The sequence below is a fragment of the Rhodobacter maris genome (assembly GCF_900217815.1).
GTDB lineage: Bacteria > Pseudomonadota > Alphaproteobacteria > Rhodobacterales > Rhodobacteraceae > Rhodobacter > Rhodobacter maris.
Map to the genome: position 1 here is coordinate 45571 of NZ_OBMT01000014.1, position 18149 is coordinate 63719.

The following is an 18149-nucleotide window of genomic DNA, read 5'->3' on the forward strand; positions in this document are numbered from 1 at the left end:
TGGCGCCAAAAGCAACAGGCCGCCCGGGAGGGGCGGCCTGGGCAATGGATGATCGCGGCAATTATTCCGCGGCGGTTTCGGTCGCGTCGAAGGTGCTCTTGACCGAGGCGCTGGAAATGTAGGTGTCGATCTTGCCGGTCAGCTGGCCGGTGCTCGAGCGCACGAGGGTGAGCGCGGCGGCGCCGAGGCCGACGACGGCGGCGGTCAGCACGACCCAGTCGACGGTGACGGCGCCGTCTTCTTCGGTGCGGAGTTTGCGGGCGATCTTGAAGAACTTCATCTGGTCTCTCCTGAGTTCTGGGCGTTTGAATTCCGGGGCTCCGCGGTGCTGCCAGCTCTGACCTTGGCGCCGTGCCTCGCGGGATGCCCTTGTTATCGCTGCGAATCGTGGCTCGAATGGGGCGGTTTCGGTGTTTCTTCTGGGCATCTCCGAGCGCCGGAAAGCCCCGTGTGGGCGCCAAAAGCAACAGGCCGCCCGGGAGGGGCGGCCTGGGCAATGGATGATCGCGGCAATTATTCCGCGGCGGTTTCGGTCGCGTCGAAGGTGCTCTTGACCGAGGCGCTGGAGACATAGGTGTCGATCTTGCCGGTCAGCTGGCCGGTGCTCGAGCGCACGAGGGTGAGCGCGGCGGCGCCGAGGCCGACGACGGCGGCGGTCAGCACGACCCAGTCAACGGTGACGGCGCCGTCTTCTTCGGTGCGGAGTTTGCGGGCGATCTTGAAGAATTTCATCTGGTCTCTCCTGGTTCCGGGGCTCCGCGGTGCTGCCAGCTCTGACCTTGGCTCCGTGCCTCGCGGGATGCCTTCAATCTCTTGTTCAAACGTGGCGGGATTGGGGCGCGCAGGCGGAAATTTCAGGATTTGTTAAGCGGCCTCGAAAGCGTGATGGCTTTTGAATTAAAACGGTTTTGTCGGGCCATCTCCGCGGGTGACCGCTGTTTCGGCCTCCCGCTGCGGTGGCAAGGCCCCGTGCGGGGCCGACTTTCGCGCCACAGTGACGCGCCGATCTTCCCGTCGTGGGCGCGTTTTCCTTTTGAGTCCGCGTGATTTTGACCGATAACGGAGAAAACGGGCGCAGACCCGCACAGAGCAGTGATCAACCAGAACGGACAGGGCGCCGATGCGTCGGATACGGGCATTCATTCTCGCGATCTGCGCGGCCATTCTGGCCGTGCCGGGGGCGGTCTTCGCCGAGACCGGGCCGACGGTGCATCATTTCACGCCGAAGCGGGTCTTGCCGCCGAAACAGGGCCAGACCCGGTTTCTGACGATCCAGATCGATCCGGAAGAGCAGATGCGCGCGCTCGCGGCGCAGGCCGCCAAACCTTTCGCACCACTCACCGCCACGCCGCCTCCTGCATCCGTTGCGGCTGGCGGCGGCGGGGCGCGGGCCCAGGATGGCGCGTCGGCTTCCTATGCCTGGTATTGGAGCGCGGTCTCTCCGGCGCTCGGTGACCGGGCCGGACGGTTCCAGAAAGCCATCGATGCGCTGGCCTCGGGGCCGGGGGGGCAGAGCGTGCGTGCGCCGCGGCTCGACCGTCTTCAGGCCATCGCGATGAACCATGGTCGCGAGATCCTGACCGCAACGATCGGCACCGAGGTCTCTCCCGCACTAGTGCTCGCGGTGATCTCGACCGAGTCGGGCGGGCGCGCCGATGCCGTTTCGCATTCCGGCGCAGTGGGGCTGATGCAGCTCATTCCGGCCACGGCAGCCCGCTTTTCTGTCGATGACAGCACCGATCCGGGCCAGAACATCCAGGGTGGGGTGGCCTATCTGGACTGGTTGATGAAGGAATTCGACCGCGATCCGCTGATGGTGATCGCCGCCTACAATGCCGGGGAAAACGCGGTGAAGGGCGCGGGCGGCGTGCCGCCCTATGCCGAGACACGCGATTACGTGCCCAAGGTGCTCGCCGCCTGGCAGGTGGCGCGCGGGCTCTGCCTGAGCCCCCCCGAGCTTGTCACCGATGGCTGTGTCTTCGCGGTGAAAGGGTAGGAATGCGCGACGCAAAACCGCTGGTGCTCGATGTCGATGGCACCTTCCTGCGCACCGATCTGCTCTACGAGGGCTTCTGGGCGGGGCTCGGGCGGACTCCGCTGACCACGTTGCGCATCGTCGCGGCGCATGTCTCGGATCCGGCCCGGCTGAAAGCGGCGCTCGCCCGGGCGGTGCCGCTGCGCACCGATCTGATGCCGGTGAACCCGGCGCTCGCCGAAGTGGCCGCAGAGGCCCAGGCCGAGGGGCGCGAGGTCTGCCTCGCCTCCGCCTCCGATCGCGCCCTCGTGGCGCCGCTTGCCGCGCAACACGGGCTTTCGCCGCGTGTCTTCGCCAGTGACGGAAGGGTGAACCTGAAAGGCGCCGCGAAGGCCGGGGCGCTCGTTGCGGCCTTTGGCCCGCGAGGATTTCTCTATGCAGGCAACGAGGCGGCCGACATGGCCGTCTGGGCGCATGCCGAAACCGCCATCGTCATGGGCAGGGTGCCTGCAACCTCGGCTTTGCCGGCGCGTGGCATCGGTGTGGTCAATCTGCCCGGCGGATGGGAGATCAAGGCGCTCTGGAAGGCAGTTCGTCCACATCAATGGGTCAAGAACGTGCTCCTGATCCTGCCGCTGATCGCTGCGCATCGGTTCGACCTTGCAACGCTGGTGCCGATTTTGGTTGGCATGATCGCGTTCTCCTTCGCCGCTTCGGCGATCTATATCGTCAATGATCTGCTCGACCTTGAGGCGGATCGGCTGCATCCGACGAAATGCCGCCGTCCTTTTGCCTCCGGCGCGGTGCCGATCAGGGTGGGGATGCTGGCTTTTGCGGTGCTAGCGTGCACCGCGCTTGGTCTCGCCGTGACGCTCAACGGGGCATTCCTTGGCGTCATCGCGCTCTATATGCTCACTTCGCTGGCCTATTCGCTCAGGCTCAAGCGGATGCGCTGGGTCGATATCGCCACGCTGGCGAGCCTCTACACGATCCGCGTTGTCGCGGGGGCGGCGGCGGGGGCTGTCGATGTTTCGGTCTACATGCTGATCTTCATCTTCCCGATCTTCATCAGCCTGGGGTGTGTCAAACGCCTCACCGAACTCACATTGGCCACCAATGACGAGCGCCTGCCCGGGCGCGGCTATGGCCGGCCCGACCGGGGTGATCTGCTCAATGTCGCTGGGCTTGGCGTGTTCGGCGCGCTCGCGATCTTCTTTCTTTATTCCGTTTCCGATCAGGGCCGCGCGCTCTACCCCGACACCTGGCTTTTGTGGCTGGCGATGGTGCCGATGGGGGGATGGCTCATCCGCATGGTGGCGCTCGGCTGGTACGGCAAGCAGGATTACGACCCGATCGTTTTCGCGCTGAAGGACAAGTTCGGCCTCGGCATCCTGATGCTGACCCTGAGCCTGATGTTCTGGGGGGCAGGGCTCTGGGCGCAATGGTTCGGGGGCTGAGGGCGCGGGCCCGCCGCAAGATCCGTCATATTCGCGTCGGGCGCATCGTGCTAGGATGATCCCCTGTCCGAGGAGCATAGCCATGTCTGATCACGGTCTTCCCTGCTGGTTCGAGCTTTCCGTTCCCGATCTGGACGCCGCGCAGGAATTCTACGCGCCGCTGATGGGCTGGGACTGGTCGAGCGCGGGAATGGAGGGGCTCGATTATCGCCTCGCCAGCGCCGGCAAGGACATGGTGGCCGGGGGCTTTCCACTCTCCGAATGCCCGCCCGGCACGCCGCCGAACTGGATGATCTATATCGCGGTCGACGATGTCGACGCGACGGCGAAGCTCGCCGAAGAGCTGAGTGGCAAGGTCTGGAAAGCGCCTGCCGATATTCCCGGCACCGGCCGATTCGCAGTTTTGGGAGATCCGCAAGGCGCGGTCTTCGGCATTCTGAAGACCCTGCCGATGGACCCGCCGCCCGAAGGCGGCGCCTGGAACCAGCGCGCCACCGGCCATGGTACCTGGCTTGAGTTGATGTCGTCTGATCCTCGCGCCAGCCTGGAATTCTACCGCAAGCTCTTTGACTGGCGCCGCGATGCGGATTTCGACATCGGGCCTCTGGGGCAATATTACGTCTTCGCCCATCGCGGTGTGCAGATCGGCGGCATGATGGGGCTCGGCCCTGCGCCGGTCTCCAACTGGCTCGCCTATTTCGGTGTGAACGCGCTCGATGCGGCCATTGCGCAGGTGAAGGCCGCAGGCGGTGTGCTCCTCAACGGCCCGGTGGAAGTGCCCGGCCCCGCCTTTGTCGCCACGCTGCGCGACCCGCAGGGCGCGCATTTCGCGCTTGTCGCGCCCAAACGCTAGGGCAAACCGTCTCGGAGGCTTTTCCTTGCAGGGCGCGCGCGCTAAAGAGCGTCAAGCCCCGAAAGGACACGACCGATGACGATGGAAAAGACCTTTGACGCGCGCGAGGCCGAGCCGCGGCTCTATGCGAAATGGGAACAGGCGGGCGCCTTCAAGGCGGGCGCCAATGCCTCGCGCCCGGAAACCTTCTGCATCATGATCCCGCCGCCGAACGTAACGGGCGCGCTCCATGTCGGCCATGCTTTCAACAACACGGTGCAAGACATCCTCGTGCGCTGGCACCGGATGCGCGGCTTTGACACGCTGTGGCAGCCGGGGCAGGACCATGCGGGCATCGCCACCCAGCTGATGGTGGAAAAGGAACTGGCCAAGACCCAACAGCCGAGCCGCGCCGAACTGGGCCGCGAGGCGTTTTTGGAAAAGGTCTGGGAGTGGAAGGGCAAATACGGCTCGACCATCATCAACCAGCTCAAACGCCTTGGTTCGTCCTGCGACTGGTCGCGCAACGCCTTCACCATGTCGGGCGCGCCGGGGGCTCCCGAGGGCGAGGAAGGCAACTTCCATGACGCGGTGATCAAGGTCTTTGTCGAGATGTACAACAAGGGGCTCATCTACCGCGGCAAGCGGCTGGTGAACTGGGACCCCCATTTCGAGACCGCGATCTCTGACCTCGAAGTCGAGAATATCGAGGTGTCGGGCCATATGTGGCACTTCAAATACCCGCTCGCCGGGGGCGCGACTTACGAATACGTCGAGAAGGACGAAGACGGCACCATCACCTTCCGCGAGACGCGCGACTATATCTCCATCGCCACCACCCGCCCCGAGACGATGCTGGGGGATGGCGCGGTGGCGGTGCATCCGTCTGATGAACGCTATGCGCCGATTGTCGGCATGCTCTGCGAGATCCCTGTCGGGCCTAAAGAGCATCGCCGCCTGATTCCGATCATCACCGATGAATATCCCGACCCGACCTTTGGCTCGGGCGCAGTGAAGATCACCGGCGCGCATGATTTCAACGACTATCAGGTCGCCAAACGCGGCGGTCTTCCGATGTATCGGCTGATGGATACCAAGGGTGCGATGCGCGCCGATGGCGCGCGCTACGAGGACTGCGCGCAGCGCGCGATGGACATCTCCAAGGGGGCAAGTTTCACCGAAGCCGAGATCGACACGCTGAACCTGATCCCCGAAGAGCTGCGCGGGCTTGACCGGCTGGAGGCGCGCAAGGCGGTGGTCGCCCAGATCAACGCCGAGGGGCTCGCGGTGATGACCAAGGCCACGGTCAAGGACGCGGAGGGCAACGAGGTCGAGACGCTGGTTCCCTATGTCGAGAACAAGCCGATCATGCAGCCCTTTGGCGACCGTTCCAAGGTCGTGATCGAGCCGATGCTGACCGACCAATGGTATGTCGACGCCGAAAAGGTCGTTGGCCCGGCACTTGAGGCCGTGCGCGAAGGCCGCACCAAGATCATGCCCGAAGCGGGCGAGAAGACCTATTACCATTGGCTGGAAAACATCGAGCCCTGGTGCATCTCCCGCCAGCTCTGGTGGGGGCATCAGATTCCGGTGTGGTATGATGAAGAGGGCAATCACTACTGTGCCCCCTCCGAGGCGGAAGCGCAGGCGATGGTGCCCGGCAAAGCGCTCACCCGCGACCCGGATGTGCTCGACACCTGGTTCTCCTCGGGGCTCTGGCCGATCGGCACGCTCGGCTGGCCGAACTGGGACGAGACGACCTCGAAATATTTCCCCACCGATGTGCTGGTGACGGGCTTCGACATCCTGTTCTTCTGGGTTGCGCGGATGATGATGATGCAGCTGGCGGTGACGGGCAAAATCCCGTTCCACACCGTTTACCTGCATCAGCTCGTGCGCGACGAGAAGGGCAAGAAAATGTCGAAAACGGCGGGCAATGTGATCGACCCGCTGGAAATCATTGATGAATACGGCGCCGATGCGCTGCGCTTCACCAATGCCTCGATGGCGGCGATTGGCGGCGTGCTGAAGCTCTCGAAAGACCGCATCGCGGGCTATCGCAACTTCGGCACCAAGATCTGGAACGCCACCCGCTTTGCCGAGATGAATGGCGTGTTCGAGGGCCCCGCCGCCGCGGGCGTGCCCGTGGCCAGCCACACCGTGAACAAATGGATCATCGGTGAGACCGCAAAAGTGCGCGAAACCGTGGATGCGGCGTTTGAAAGCTACCGCTTCAACGATGCGGCAAACGCGCTTTACGCCTTTGTCTGGGGCAAGGTTTGCGATTGGTATGTCGAATTCGCCAAGCCGCTCTTTGACACCGAACACGCCGCGGAAACCCGCGCCACGATGCGCTGGGTGCTCGATCAGGCCTATATCCTGCTCCATCCAATCATGCCCTTCATCACCGAGGAACTCTGGGGGCTGACCGGAGATCGCGCCAAGATGCTCGTCCATGCCGACTGGCCGGGCTATGGCGCGGAGCTTGTCGATACGGACGCCGACCGCGAGATGAACTGGGTGATCGGGCTGATCGAGGAGATCCGCTCAAGCCGGGCGCAGATGGGCGTGCCGGTGGCGGCAAAGCTGCCGATGACGCTGGCCGAGGCCGACGCGGCCGCGCGCACAGCGCTTGCGCAAAACGAGGCGCTGATCTTGCGGCTTGCGCGGATCGAGGCAATCACCGAGGGCGCCGTTGCCAAGGGCTCGATCTCGATCCCGGCGCCGGGCGCGCTGTTCGGGCTGCCGCTCGAAGGGGTGATTGACGTGGCCGCCGAGAAGGCGCGGCTTTCGAAATCCCTCGCCAAGGTGGAGAAGGAAGCCGCTGGGCTGAAAGCGCGGTTCGCGAACCCGAAATTCGTGGCCAATGCCGCGGAAGAGGTGATCGAGGAGGCACGCGCCAACCTCGCCGCGCGCGCGGAAGAGGCCGAAAAGATCGGCGCGGCACTCAAGCGGCTCGCGGAACTGGGCTGACGGGGAAGGGGGGCGCTGCCCCCCTTGCCCGCTCCGGGCACTTCACTCCCCGGGGATATTTGCGCAAAGTCGAAGGGGCCTTGCCTTCGGGGTGGCGCCGTGCGGCTCAGACCGCGCGGTCGAGCTTCGTGCTCAGGTGAATGAGGCTCTCGGAGCTTTTCACCCCCTGCATCTCGCCGATCTGATCGAGCACGCCGTCAAGCTGCGCAGTGGAGTTCGAGGCGACCTGTAACAGCAGGTCGATTCGCCCCGATGTCGTGGAGATCCGTTCCACCTCCGGAATGCCCTTCAGCCGGCTCAGGATTGCGGCCTGTGCGCGCGGCTCGACCATCAGCAAAACCGTGGCCCTGAGCCGGCCCGCCCGCGCTGCCTCCCCCAGTTTCACCGTGTAACCCGCGATCACCCCGCTCACTTCCAGCCGCTCGAGTCGTGCCTGAATCGTCGAGCGCGCGACCTTGAGTTTGCGCGCCAAAGTGGCCAGCGAAATCCGCGCATCGCCCGAGAGCAGGCCGAGGATTGCCTTGTCGAGGTCGTCCATTTTACAGCACCGTCAGATTGACCGAATTTTTCGGCATTATAACGACGTTTCGACGTATTTCTACTCTTTAGATCGGTGAAAATGTGCCCCATATCGCGCATCCTGAGAAGACAGGAAAAGGGCGGCTCATACGCACCTGGCCTGGTTGGTTGAAACGCTGTAAGCGTCTCCCGACCCGTAAAGCCGGGGCAAGAGGTGGCTGCAATTCTGTTGGCGAGGAGAAGCCGATGGGACTGTCGAAGACTATATGGGCGAATCCGTCCGAAATCATCCGCACGAAACAGCCCGATCACCCGGTGCTCGTGTTTTCCCCCGAGATCCTGCAGACGACCGCGCGGCGGTTCCTGCGCGGATTCCCGGGGCTCGTCACCTATGCGGTGAAATCGAACCCCGACGAGATGGTGATCGAGAACCTCGTAGCCGCCGGGATCCGCGGCTTCGATGTCGCCTCCCCCGCCGAGATCGACATGATCCGCCGCATCGCGCCCGGTGCGGCGCTGCATTACCACAACCCGGTGCGCGGCCGCGACGAGATCGCTCATGCCGTGCGCGCCGAGGTGAAGACCTGGTCGGTCGATTCGCGCTCCGAGCTCGAAAAACTGATCGAGATGGTGCCGACCGATGGCTGCGAGATTTCGGTGCGCTTCAAGCTGCCGGTGCAGGGGGCGGCCTATAACTTCGGCGCGAAATTCGGCGCGACGGCCGAGCTTGCGGCCGAGCTGCTGGCGCGTGCGGCGGAAGCTGGCTTCATTCCCTCGCTGACCTTCCATCCGGGCACCCAATGCACCGATCCGATGGCCTGGGATGCCTATATTCGCACCGCGGCGGAGATCTGCCGCGCCGCGGGCGTGCAGGCGCGCCGGCTCAACGTGGGCGGCGGCTTCCCGAACCACCGTACCATCGGCCCGGCGCCGGTGCTTGAGGAGATCTTCGACCTGATCGATCGGGTGACGGGCGAAGCCTTCGGCGATGTCCGTCCGCTGCTCGTCTGCGAGCCGGGCCGCGGCCTTGTGGGGGATGCCTTCACCCATATCACCCGTGTCAAGGCGCTGCGTGACGATACCCATGTGTTCCTCAACGACGGCGTCTATGGCGGGCTCGCCGAACTGCCGCTTGTCGGCAATATCGAGCGCCTCGAAGTGATGGCGCCTTGCGGTGCGCCCCGCACCGGCGCGGCGGTGAACCGTATCGTCTTCGGCCCGACCTGCGATTCGGTCGACCGGCTGCCGGGCGAAGTGGCGCTTCCGGGCACGCTCGCGGAAGGCGATTTTCTCGTGTTCCACGGCATGGGCGCCTATTCCTCTGCCACCAACACCCGGTTCAACGGGTTTGGCCAGATGGAGATTGTCACCGCGCTGGCGCTGCGCGGCTGATCTTCTGCCGGAGCGCTTGGCGAAAACGCAACATTCTTTCGTGAGCTGCGACAATCTGGCGCAAATGTAATTGAGAGTTAACGGCCTTGCCCTATCGTTTCAAGGGTGAGGCCGTTTTCAGTTACGGGTGCGCCATGATCGGAATGCTCCATCGCCTGATCGGACGCTTGCGGCAGGAAGATGCCGACGGCAGCGTCGTGACCCCCTCGATCCGCCGCCGCGCGCGGGGGCCAGTCGACCATATGGTGCTGCTCGACGGCACGCTCGGTTCGCTCAACCCGATCCGGCGCACCTCGATTGGTCTGCTCTACCTCTACCTGCGCCGCAATGTGCCGCGCGCCTCGCTCTATTACGGCAAGGGGCTGAAATATCGCGAATGGCGCGACGTCAAGGATATCTGGCTCGGCTGGGGCGTGGAGATGCAGATCATGCGCGCCTATGGCTGGCTTGCGATGCGCTACCGCCCCGGCGACCGGATCTTCCTGCTGGGCTATTCGCGCGGCGCCTTTGCGGCGCGCTCGCTTGCCGGGCTGATTGACCGGGTGGGCCTTTTGCGCGCACCCGAGGCGACGGAGCGCAATGTGCTGCAGGCCTGGCGGCATTACGAATCGGAGGCCTCGCCGCAGCTCTTTCGTCAAAATTATTGCCATGCGGAGACTCGGATCGAGATGGTCGGCGTGTTCGATACGGTGGCGGCGCTAGGGCCGCGCTTCCCGTTTCGCTCCGCGCGCAGTGCCCTCCGGGTGCGGTTTCATGATCATACGCTCGGTCGCTCGGTGCGGCACGGGTTTCAGGCACTGGCGCTCCACGAGACCCGCAAGGTGCTCTCGCCGCTGATCTGGGACCAGAACGCCACCGGCGCGCACCGGATCGAGCAGGTCTGGTTCCGCGGCTGCCATGCCGATATTGGCGGGCAGCTGGCGGGCGATGAGAGCTCCCGTCCGCTCGCCAATATTCCGCTCGTCTGGATGATGGGGCGCGCCGAGAGCCTCGGCTTCGAGCTGCCCTTCAACTGGCGCGCCGATTTCCCCTGCGATGCCGCCGCGCCCTCGGTCGGAAGCTGGTCGGGCTGGGGCAAGACCTCGCTTCTGCGTGCGCCGCGGGTGGCGCATCGCTGCCTTTCGGAGCGGATCCATGAGACCGCGCTGGCGGCGCGGCGCGAATGGTGGCTGAAGATCCGCCCCGAGCCCGGTGAAGGTCTTCAGCCGGGTGCGGCCATCACCAGACAGGTAGCCGTGCCGAGAGCGTAAACCTTGCCGTCGGCGCCGCGGATCTCGCCGCGGGCAACGCCGGTGGAGCGCCCGATATGCTCAAGCCTTCCCACGGCGATCACTTCGAGGCCGAGCGGGATCGCCCGCAGCATATTGATTTTCAACTCCAGCGTGGTCTGGATCTGGCCGGGTTTGAGCCCGGTGATCACCGCGCAGGTCAGGCAGGTGTCGAGCAGCACCCCATACCAGCCGCCATGCACGCCGCCAAAGGCGTTGGTGTGGGCATGGTCCGGAACGCCGGTGAGCTCCACAAGCCCCGGCTCCACCGTGCTGATCCAGTAATTGCACCCCTGCGCGAAGGTGGTGGAGGGCACGTCCCCCGCCATCATCTTGCGCATGTACTCAAGCCCCGACATCTTTCCGACCTCGGCAAGCGGCAGGAAGTCCTCGGCCGTTTCGGCAAATTTCTGCATGGTCATCTCTCCCTCGCCTCAGCCTGACGCGGGAAAGGGGATACGCAAAGGGGGGCCGAAGCCCCCCGAAAAGTTCCGTTACGTCAGAGGCTTTCAAGCGACGTTTTCAAGCACCACATCGGGGGTGACGCCAAGCGCATGGCACACGTCGCGCGTCATTTGCGGGCGGTTGAGCGTGTAGAAATGCAGATCTTCCACCCCGCCCGCGATCAGATTGTCGCAAAGCTCGGTGCAGAGCGCGGTGGCGAGCAGGCTTTCCCGGTCATCGCGCAGCGCATGATCGAAAGCGTCTTCCACCCAGGCGGGGATCGAGGTGCCGCAGCGCTGGGCAAAGCTCTTCGCCCCTTTCCAGGACTGGATCGGCAGGATGCCGGGGATGATTTTCGCTTCGATGCCTTCCTTCACGCAGGCATCGCGGAAGCGGAAGAAAGTTTCCGCCTCGAAGAAGAACTGGGTGATCGCCGAGGTGGCGCCCGCCTCGACCTTGCGTTTGAGCCAGCGCACATCGGCGAGTGTGTCGGCCGCCTCGGGATGGGCTTCCGGATAGGCGCCGCAATGGAGCTTGAAGCGGCCATCGGCGGCGAGAAACTCGATCAACTCGACCGAGGAGGCAAAGCCCTCGGGATGGGGCGTGAACTTGTTCTCGCCCTTCGGCGGGTCGCCGCGGAGCGCGACGATCTCGGTCACGCCGGCCTCGGCATAGGCGTCGATGATCTCCTGTGTCTCCGCGCGGGTCGCGTTGACGCAGGTCAGATGCGCGGCGACATTGAGGCCGTAATTCTTGTGGATTGTCTCCACCGCATCATGGGTGAGCTTGCGGGTGGTGCCGCCCGCGCCATAGGTGACCGAAACGAAATTCGGTTTCAGCGGTGCCAGAACCTGCGCCGTTTCCCAGAGCCGGAACGAGGCGTCGAGCGTCTGCGGCGGGAAGAATTCGAAGCTGATCTTGGGCGTGGGCATGACGATGTCCTTTCGTTGCCCTCTTGTCTCACGAATCTGGATGTGAGACAAACTCATAATGTTCAAGAAGGTGATGAGGATCGCTCATAATGCATCTGGAGTTCCGGCATCTGCGCACGATCAAGGCGATCCATGATGCGGGCGGCCTCGCCAAGGCAGCCGATATTCTGCACATCACCCAAAGCGCGCTTTCGCATCAGGTGAAGGGGCTTGAGGATCAGGTGGGGCTTGAGCTTTTTGCACGCCGTTCCAAGCCCTTGCGGCTTTCGGCGGCGGGAATGAAGCTGTTGCGACTTGCCGAGCGGATCCTGCCAGAGATCGCCGCGACCGAGGCGGAATTTGCCGCGATCCAGCAAGGCCGCGCCGGGCGGCTCCATATTGCGATCGAATGCCATGCCTGTTTCGAATGGCTCTTTCCGGTGCTCGAAGCCTTCCGCCATGCCTGGCCAGAGATCGACATCGACATCCGCCCCGGCCTCGCCTTCACCGCGCTCGCCGCGCTCGCGCGCGAGGAGGTGGACCTTGTGATCTCCTCCGATCCGGAAAAGATCGAGGACATCACCTTCAACCCGCTCTTCGACTATTCGCCTACCTTCATTGCCGCGGCGTCGAACCCGCTGGCCGCCAAACCCTTCGTCATGGCCGAGGATTTTGCCGATCAGACGCTGATCACCTATCCGATCGACCGCGCCCGCTCGGATGTGTTCTCGCTCCTGCTCACCCCCGCGCGGGTCGAGCCGAAGGGGCATCGGCAAGTGGAACTGACGGCCGTGATCCTGATGCTCGTGGCCTCCGGGCGCGGCGTGGCGGTGCTGCCCGACTGGGTGCTGCGCGAGGTGAAATACCAGCCCGATTACGTCACCCGCCCGGTGACCGAAGAGGGCCTGACGAAGCGGCTCTATGCCGCCACGCGCTCGGAGGATGTGCGCGCGCCCTATATCGCGCATTTCCTGCGGCTTGCGCGCACCGAGCCGGTAAAGCTGCAACGCGCCTGAGCCGGGCGAAGTGTATCCGTAACAATCTGGCGCGTGACCGGTTGCTCGCGCGGCGCTATGGCTGGGCTTTAGCCTCCGGACCCGCCATGACCGCTACCATGCCCTCGCGCGCCGCTTCGGCGACCGTTTTCCCGATTCTTTTCGCGATTTCCGCCTGCCACATGCTCAATGATGTGATGCAGTCGATGCTGTCGTCGATCTACCCGATCCTGAAAGCCGATTTTGCGCTCGATTACTGGCAGATCGGGATGCTGACGCTGGCGTTTCAGGGCACGGCCTCGCTGTTGCAGCCGGTGATCGGCATCTATACCGATGCGCGCCCGCAACCCTGGTCGCTGCCCATCGCTTCGGTCTCCACCTTCGTCGGGCTGATGGGGCTCGCCTTCGCGCCCTCCTATGCGGCGCTGATCCTCGGCGCGATGTTCGTGGGCTTCGGCTCGGCGATCTTCCATCCCGAATCGAGCCGCGTGGCCCGTATCGCTTCGGGCGGGCGCTTCGGGCTTGCGCAATCGGTGTTTCAGGTGGGCGGCAATTTCGGCACGGCCATAGGGCCCCTTCTCGCCGCCTTCATCGTGCTGCCGTTCGGGCGCCCTTCGGTCGCACTTTTCGGCGCGCTCGCGCTCATCGCCGGGATCATCCTCGTGCGGGTGAGCCGCTGGTATGGCGCGCATCTGAAGGACCGCGCCCGCAAGGTGATCGACAAGACGCTGCCGCTCTCGCGCAACCGCACGATCTGGGCCATTACCGTGCTGGTGATCCTCGTCTTTTCGAAAAACGTCTACATGGCCTCGCTCGGCTCCTATTACACCTTCTATCTGATCGAGAGCTTTGGCGTGGATACGCGCACCGCGCAGCTCATGCTCTTCCTCTTCCTCGGGGCGGTCGCTGCAGGCACCGTGCTCGGCGGCCCGGTCGCCGACCGCTGGGGGCCGATGACAGTGATCTGGATTTCGATCCTTGGTGTTCTGCCCTTTACGCTGGCCCTGCCGCATGTGGGGCTCTGGGGCTCGGGCGTGCTGACGGTCATCATCGGCCTTATCCTCGCCTCCGCCTTCTCGGCCATCGTCGTCTTCGCGCAGGAGCTTCTGCCGGGCCGGGTCGGCATGGTGGCGGGGATCTTTTTCGGGCTCAGTTTTGGCATGGGCGGCATTGCCGCGGCGGCACTCGGGCTTCTGGCGGACCATCACGGTATCCGCACCGTCTATCTGATCTGCTCGGTCCTGCCCGCGCTTGGCATCCTGACGATCTTCCTGCCGCGGCGGGCCGAGTTTCTGGCCCGCTGACCCTCTTGGATTCTTTACCTCCGCCGTGTAAGGCAGGCGCTTGAACCGAAGGAGCCCCCGATGCAAGGCAGTGCCAACCTCAACCTGATGATCAAGGCCGCGCGCAAGGCGGGGCGGTCGCTTGTCAAGGATTTCCGCGAGGTCGAAAACCTGCAGGTCTCGGCCAAGGGCCCGGGCGATTTCGTCTCCAAGGCGGACCGCGAGGCGGAGCGGATCATCAAGGAAGAGCTGCGCGGCGCGCGGCCCACCTATGGCTGGCTCGGAGAGGAAACTGGCGAAGAGGCGGGCGAAGACCCGACCCGGCGCTGGATCGTCGACCCGCTCGACGGCACCACCAACTTCCTGCACGGCCTGCCGCATTGGGCGGTGTCGATCGCGCTCGAACACAAGGGCGAAGTGGTCGCCGGCGTGGTCTTCGACGCGGCAAAGGACGAACTTTACTACGCCGAGAAGGGCCTGGGCGCCTATATGAACGAGAGCCGTCTGCGCGTCTCGGGGCGTCGCCACATGATCGAGGCGATCTTTGCCACCGGCGTGCCCTTCGGCGGCCGCTCGACCCTGCCCGCGACGCTGCAAGACCTCGCCCGGCTGATGCCGGTGTGTGCGGGGGTGCGGCGCTGGGGCGCGGCGGCGCTCGATCTCGCCTATGTCGCCTCGGGCCGCTACGACGGCTATTGGGAGCGCGGCATCAACGCCTGGGACATGGCGGCGGGGCTGATTCTGGTGAAAGAGGCGGGCGGCTTTGTCGGCCCCGTGCGTGAGGGCCGCGAGATCTTCGAATCCGGTGCCGTGATCGCCGGAAATGCCGAACTTTATGACCCCCTTTGCAAGATCCTGCGCGAAGCGGCGTGAACTTTTACTAGTCAAAGGGTGAACATGGCGCGAACATTCGCTGCAATCGTTCACCACTTGTTCACCTCGTTGTGACAGGGTGTCGGCATCACCAGAAGGGGATGCACGATGTGGAACACCGCCGCGAGATCGCAAACCGAAATCCGTGAAGCCGAGTCCGGGGAGGCGCCGTTCCCGCTCCAGGCGGCCTTGGAGGAGATCGGCCGGGCGGCGCGCGATATTGCCTTTGCCGAAACCGCCGATGTGATCGCACTGGGCCGGATCCGGCTTCTGCGGGACATGATCAATGCCTGTCATGATGAAGCCGAGCGCGCCGAGGACCTCCATGTCACGCTGGAGCTCGTTGCGGCGATTGACGGGCTCAGCGCCGAGCTCGCGTCCTTTGAAGATACGCTGCCGCTGGAGCGCGCTTTTCGCGCCGATCAGCGCGATCAGGCGCTGGAGCGGATCGCGGCGGCGCAAGCCGGTCTGCGCGCCTTCATCGCCAATGCCTCGCAGCGGGCGGATCTGTTCGAGCCGATGTTGAGCCGCGCAGAGGCGGTCGAGCTTGCCGTCACCGCGCTTGCTCGCAGCCCCGAAGATATTGCCACCGCCGCGCGTGCAGAGGCGGAGGCCCGCTTTGCCGAAAACCCGCTGCCACTCGCCAAGGCAAGCGGCTATACCCTGTCACAGCCCGAGGGCTGGACCGCCTGGCTGGCCGCGCGAATCGCCGAACGTGCGGGCCGCGCTTTCCCCGAGATCTGACCTCCGTCAGTCCCGTTTCGGGTTGACAAGGCCCCGTTGCACCGCCGGGCGGGCGAGGAAACGCTCAAGATATGCGGGCAGGTTCTCAAGCGCGTTCCAGCCCACCAGATCGGCGGCCTTGTAGCCGTCGCGCAGGCTGCGCAGCCAGGGCGCGATGGCGATGTCGGCGATCGAATACGAACCGCAGATCCAGTCCTTGCCGCTGAGGGCACCGTCAAGCACGTTCAAAAGCCGCTCAGTCTCGGCGCGGTAACGCTCCTTCGGGCGCGGATCTTCGATCTCCTTGCCAGCATAGACGTGAAAGAAGCCGAGCTGGCCCAGCATCGGCCCCAGCCCCCCCATCTGCCACATCAGCCATTGCAGCACCTCGTAGCGCTGCGCTTCGGGAAGGAATTTCCCGGTTTTTTCCGCGAGATAAATCAGGATCGCGCCGCTTTCGAAGAGCGCGAGCGGTTTGCCCGCGGGGCCGTCCGGGTCGAGGATCGCGGGGATCTTGTTGTTGGGGTTGAGCGAGAGGAATTCAGGCGTGAGCTGATCCTTGCGGTCGAAACTCACCAGATGCGGCTCATAGGGAAGGCCGCATTCCTCAAGCATGATCGAGACCTTCACCCCATTCGGAGTGGTCAGCGAGTAAAGCTGGATTACTTCTGGCCGGGTGGCAGGCCAGCGTTTGGTGATAGGAAATTGGCTCAGATCGGTCATGGGCGCCTCCGTTTCGTCAACCCTGCCCGAAAATCCCGCGTGGCGAAAGCCGCCCGCGCGAACACCCGATGTCCAACAACGCACGGAACCCAGGAGGAACGGATGCTCAAGGAATTCAGAAATTTCATCGCCCGCGGCAATGTGGTCGACATGGCGGTCGGCATCATCATCGGCGCGGCTTTCACCGCGATCGTCAATTCGATGGTGAGCGACCTGATCAACCCGATCATCGGCGTGATCACCGGGGGGATCGACTTCTCGAACCTGTTCATCAATCTGGGCGCGGGCGACTATGCCTCGCTCGCCGCCGCGCGCGAGGCGGGCGCGCCGGTCTTTGCCTATGGCGCCTTCCTCACCGCGGTGATCAATTTCCTGATCATCGCCTTCGTGGTGTTCCTGCTCGTGAAGCTCGTAAACCGGGTAAAAGACGCCGCGCACAAGGAAGAGGCGAAAGCGGCAGAAGCGCCGAAAGGGCCGAGCGAGGTCGATCTGCTCACCGAGATCCGCGACGCATTGAACGCGGCCCGTTGACGTTCCGGGCCCGGGTTGCGCCGGGCCCTTCCTCTGTTGGGTGTCAGGCCGAGAGGGCCTCCTCGGCAGGCAGATAGGGCAGGCCGAGCGCCTCGGCCACAGGTGCGCAGGTGATCTCTCCGGCATGGACATTGAGTCCGGCGCGCAGATGCGCATCGTCCCGGCAGGCCTGCCGCCAGCCCTTGTCGGCGAGCGCAAGGACGAAGGGCAGGGTCGCATTGCCGAGCGCCTGGGTTGCGGTACGCGCCACCGCGCCGGGCATGTTCGCCACGCAGTAATGCACGATGCCGTCGACCTCGTAGATGGGGTCGTGATGCGTGGTGGCGCGCGAGGTCTCGAAACAGCCGCCCTGGTCGATGGCCACGTCGACGAGTACCGCGCCCGGCTTCATCGTCGCGAGCATCGCCCGGGTCACGAGCCTGGGTGCCGCGGCCTCGGGCACGAGCACCGCGCCGATCACCAGATCCGCTTCCGCGAGCCGTTCGGCCAGCGCCGCGCGGTTTGAATATTGCGTTGTCAGCCGCCCCATGAAGATGTCGTCAAGGTAGCTCAGCCGCGGGATCGAGCGGTCGAGCACAGTGACATTGGCGCCCATGCCGGTGGCCACCCGCGCCGCTGCGGTGCCGACGACGCCGCCGCCGATGATCACCACATTGGCCGGCCGCACGCCGGGCACGCCGCCCATCAGCACGCCGCGCCCGCCATTGGCCTTTTGCAGCGCCCAGGCGCCGACCTGCGGCGCGAGCCGACCCGCCACCTCCGACATCGGCGCGAGCAGCGGCAGCCCGCCCACGCGGTCGGTCACGGTTTCATAGGCGATGCAGGTGGCGCCCGACGTGCGCAGATCCGCCGTCTGCGCCGGATCGGGGGCGAGGTGCAGATAGGTGAAGAGAAGCTGTCCCCTGCGCAACAGCGCGCGCTCGGAGGCCTGTGGCTCCTTCACCTTCACCACCATCTCCGCCTCCGCCCAGACCGTGGCGGCATCCGGCGCGAGCACCGCGCCCGCGGTGGTGTAATCGGCGTCGGTGAAGCCCGCGCCAAGCCCGGCCCCCGCCTCGATCAGCACCGCATGGCCATGCGCCACCGCCTCCTGAACCGCCTGCGGCGTCATGCCGACGCGGAATTCCTGCGGTTTGATTTCCCTGACACACCCGATCCTCATGGCATCCTCCCTATGCAGATCCTGTGCCGAGCTTGCGCCTGCTGCGCTGGAATTGGCTTCAAATCCTCTTGCCAAATATGCCTTTTCA

18 protein-coding genes are annotated in these 18149 nt (G+C 64.7%); 11 read left to right on the top strand and 7 right to left on the bottom strand.

The annotated features are described in order from the left end of the window. Positions 1 to 61 precede the first annotated feature (61 nt). Complete coding sequence (locus CRO22_RS15210) at positions 62 to 280, bottom strand: hypothetical protein (protein ID WP_097071018.1); 219 nt, start codon at positions 278 to 280, stop codon at positions 62 to 64. A 233-nt stretch (positions 281 to 513) separates the two neighbouring features. Then, positions 514 to 732, bottom strand: a complete 219-nt coding sequence (locus CRO22_RS15215; protein ID WP_097071019.1) for a hypothetical protein — start codon at positions 730 to 732, stop codon at positions 514 to 516. Positions 733 to 1120: 388 nt separating this feature from the next. On the opposite strand from CRO22_RS15215, the gene CRO22_RS15220 reads away from it, so the two are divergent. From CRO22_RS15220 to CRO22_RS15235, 4 genes are all read left to right on the top strand, one after another. Next, positions 1121 to 1996 (top strand): lytic transglycosylase domain-containing protein, encoded by an 876-nt coding sequence (locus CRO22_RS15220; RefSeq protein WP_097071020.1) that lies wholly within the window; start codon positions 1121 to 1123, stop codon positions 1994 to 1996. A 2-nt stretch (positions 1997 to 1998) separates the two neighbouring features. Further along, on the top strand, positions 1999 to 3432 hold the full coding sequence (locus CRO22_RS15225; RefSeq protein WP_097071021.1) for a UbiA family prenyltransferase: 1434 nt from the start codon (positions 1999 to 2001) through the stop codon (positions 3430 to 3432). 82 nt (positions 3433 to 3514) lie between these two features. Beyond that, positions 3515 to 4285, top strand: coding sequence for a VOC family protein (locus tag CRO22_RS15230; protein ID WP_097071022.1), 771 nt, complete (start codon positions 3515 to 3517; stop codon positions 4283 to 4285). A 75-nt stretch (positions 4286 to 4360) separates the two neighbouring features. Continuing rightward, positions 4361 to 7237 carry a valine--tRNA ligase gene (locus tag CRO22_RS15235; protein WP_097071023.1) on the top strand — a complete coding sequence of 959 codons (2877 nt, stop codon included), beginning with the start codon at positions 4361 to 4363 and terminating at the stop codon, positions 7235 to 7237. Between the two features lie 106 nt (positions 7238 to 7343). Here the strand turns inward: CRO22_RS15235 and CRO22_RS15240 are convergent, their stop codons facing one another. Next, on the bottom strand, positions 7344 to 7775 hold the full coding sequence (locus tag CRO22_RS15240) for an Lrp/AsnC family transcriptional regulator (RefSeq protein ID WP_097071024.1): 432 nt from the start codon (positions 7773 to 7775) through the stop codon (positions 7344 to 7346). Between the two features lie 227 nt (positions 7776 to 8002). Between CRO22_RS15240 and CRO22_RS15245 the strand changes: the two genes are divergently transcribed. Both CRO22_RS15245 and CRO22_RS15250 read left to right on the top strand, forming a co-directional pair. After that, complete coding sequence (locus tag CRO22_RS15245; protein ID WP_097071025.1) at positions 8003 to 9148, top strand: type III PLP-dependent enzyme; 1146 nt, start codon at positions 8003 to 8005, stop codon at positions 9146 to 9148. A 134-nt stretch (positions 9149 to 9282) separates the two neighbouring features. Beyond that, positions 9283 to 10398, top strand: a complete 1116-nt coding sequence (locus CRO22_RS15250; RefSeq protein WP_097071026.1) for a DUF2235 domain-containing protein — start codon at positions 9283 to 9285, stop codon at positions 10396 to 10398. Here the strand turns inward: CRO22_RS15250 and CRO22_RS15255 are convergent. Both CRO22_RS15255 and metF read right to left on the bottom strand, forming a co-directional pair. Beyond that, positions 10350 to 10838 (bottom strand): PaaI family thioesterase, encoded by a 489-nt coding sequence (locus CRO22_RS15255; RefSeq protein ID WP_342745181.1) that lies wholly within the window; start codon positions 10836 to 10838, stop codon positions 10350 to 10352. The two genes, CRO22_RS15250 and CRO22_RS15255, sit on opposite strands and share 49 nt — an antisense overlap. An 87-nt stretch (positions 10839 to 10925) precedes the next feature. Beyond that, positions 10926 to 11792 (bottom strand): methylenetetrahydrofolate reductase [NAD(P)H], encoded by an 867-nt coding sequence (gene metF, locus CRO22_RS15260; RefSeq protein ID WP_097071027.1) that lies wholly within the window; start codon positions 11790 to 11792, stop codon positions 10926 to 10928. 89 nt (positions 11793 to 11881) lie between these two features. On the opposite strand from metF, the gene CRO22_RS15265 reads away from it, so the two are divergent. The 4 genes from CRO22_RS15265 to CRO22_RS15280 all read left to right on the top strand — a co-directional run bounded on the left by CRO22_RS15265 (position 11882) and on the right by CRO22_RS15280 (position 15666). Next, positions 11882 to 12787, top strand: coding sequence for a LysR family transcriptional regulator (locus tag CRO22_RS15265; RefSeq protein WP_097071028.1), 906 nt, complete (start codon positions 11882 to 11884; stop codon positions 12785 to 12787). 86 nt (positions 12788 to 12873) lie between these two features. Then, positions 12874 to 14070 carry an MFS transporter gene (locus CRO22_RS15270; protein WP_097071029.1) on the top strand — a complete coding sequence of 399 codons (1197 nt, stop codon included), beginning with the start codon at positions 12874 to 12876 and terminating at the stop codon, positions 14068 to 14070. 60 nt (positions 14071 to 14130) lie between these two features. Further along, the gene (locus CRO22_RS15275) at positions 14131 to 14922 is read left to right on the top strand and encodes an inositol monophosphatase family protein (RefSeq protein WP_097071030.1); all 792 of its coding nucleotides are present in this window, start codon (positions 14131 to 14133) and stop codon (positions 14920 to 14922) included. A gap of 108 nt (positions 14923 to 15030) precedes the next feature. Continuing rightward, the gene (locus CRO22_RS15280) at positions 15031 to 15666 is read left to right on the top strand and encodes a hypothetical protein (RefSeq protein ID WP_097071031.1); all 636 of its coding nucleotides are present in this window, start codon (positions 15031 to 15033) and stop codon (positions 15664 to 15666) included. 6 nt (positions 15667 to 15672) lie between these two features. On the opposite strand, the gene CRO22_RS15285 is transcribed toward CRO22_RS15280, so the two are convergent. After that, entirely contained in the window at positions 15673 to 16368 is a 696-nt protein-coding gene (locus CRO22_RS15285) for a glutathione S-transferase N-terminal domain-containing protein (protein ID WP_097071032.1), read from the bottom strand. Between the two features lie 102 nt (positions 16369 to 16470). Here CRO22_RS15285 and mscL point away from each other — a divergent pair, with 102 nt between their 5' ends. Next, positions 16471 to 16899 (top strand): large conductance mechanosensitive channel protein MscL, encoded by a 429-nt coding sequence (mscL, locus tag CRO22_RS15290; RefSeq protein WP_097071033.1) that lies wholly within the window; start codon positions 16471 to 16473, stop codon positions 16897 to 16899. Positions 16900 to 16942: 43 nt separating this feature from the next. On the opposite strand, the gene ald is transcribed toward mscL, so the two are convergent. Next, positions 16943 to 18061: an alanine dehydrogenase gene (gene ald, locus CRO22_RS15295; RefSeq protein ID WP_097071034.1), complete on the bottom strand. Its 1119-nt coding sequence runs from the start codon at positions 18059 to 18061 to the stop codon at positions 16943 to 16945. Between the last annotated feature and the right edge of the window lie 88 nt (positions 18062 to 18149).